The following is a 1202-nucleotide window of genomic DNA, read 5'->3' as shown; positions in this document are numbered from 1 at the left end:
GAACATTACTCGCTGAGTAAACATATAAGATAGAAAAATCATCGCAATTCTAATTGCTCAGAAAGGCTTAAATACGCGCTAAACCATGTGTGACGTTAGCGATGACGATGACAATTAGGGAAGTGCAGTTTACGACCTCAATAGCAACGGCAGTGGCACAGACATTTCTAAGGGGGGAGTATGTTGACGATACTGTTGATTGCATTGGCGCTGTATATTTTCTGGCTACTGTTTCGAAATGGCCCTGCATTTGCCGAGCGACTCCCAGACCACAAACGCAATTGGGTTGGCCCCACCGCTAATCAAGAAGAATGGCGCGGCTATTGTGCGGATGTATTTCAACCTTTTAGTTCCCGCACAACTTTCTATGCTATTGCCTATTTTGCCAATTATATTGCAGTGGCGAATGCGATCTCTTGGTCCATCGTCTACGAAGGCAATTATCCTGTTATGATGAGCCGTTTCGGCAGCTACTTTATTGTTAGTACGCACGACGCCATGCTGGTAGCTGGATTTGTTTCTCTGGCTTTTTTTATCATTAACTGGCAATTGGCGATGCACTGCGCGAGTTTACTCAGCCAATATTTAGTGCGAATCCTCATCATCAATCGCACGCGTTTTGTCGCCATGAGTTTAGTGTTCAGCAGCTATTTTGCTTACTTGTTAACGATAGGAATTTTTTGGCTGTTTCACGACACGTACTCAATTTGGCAAGGATTGAAACTCACGCCTGCTTTTCTTTTATTAGCGTTATTGTTAGCCGTCGTGTTACCTGCCATGAAAAAAGAAACGTCCGAAAGCGAATAAGCGAGAATCGCTCTACCGTTTGAGTAGTAATTCATGTGCCATTGAGTTAGCATTGCCGACCTTTTTTTCGTCAGTGGGAGGACTCATGTATATTGGCTTTGACTATGGCACTGCAAACTGTTCAGTGGCAAAAATGGAATCAGGCGAGCCTGTTTTGCTAAATCTTGAAGGGGATAGCCCGTTCATTCCTTCCACCCTAGCAGCTCCGACTCGTGAGTCTGTGTCTGAGCATTTGTTTCGTCACCGTGACATCAAACCGTTTGATCAAGTTGGAGAGCAGGTACTGCGCCGCGCAATCAACTTGAACCGAGAAGAGAGCATCGAGCTGGAGCCAGAAGACATCGCGTTTGGGCAGGCAGCGTTGAACCGCTATTTAGAAGATCCACGCGATATCT

General features: G+C 45.5%; 1 protein-coding gene and 1 pseudogene. Both read left to right on the top strand.

Annotation, left to right across the window (positions count from 1 at the left end):
• Window positions 1-180 precede the first annotated feature (180 nt).
• Window positions 181-807 carry a hypothetical protein gene (locus R7E00_RS24235; protein ID WP_005483333.1) on the top strand — a complete coding sequence of 209 codons (627 nt, stop codon included), beginning with the start codon at window positions 181-183 and terminating at the stop codon, window positions 805-807.
• Between the two features lie 85 nt (window positions 808-892).
• A pseudogene (locus tag R7E00_RS24230) lies at window positions 893-1202 on the top strand (molecular chaperone); the annotation flags it as partial.

The sequence above is a fragment of the Vibrio sp. Vb1755 genome, assembly GCF_033338635.1.
Lineage (GTDB): Bacteria > Pseudomonadota > Gammaproteobacteria > Enterobacterales > Vibrionaceae > Vibrio > Vibrio alginolyticus.
This window is presented reverse-complemented; position numbering and strand designations above follow the sequence as displayed.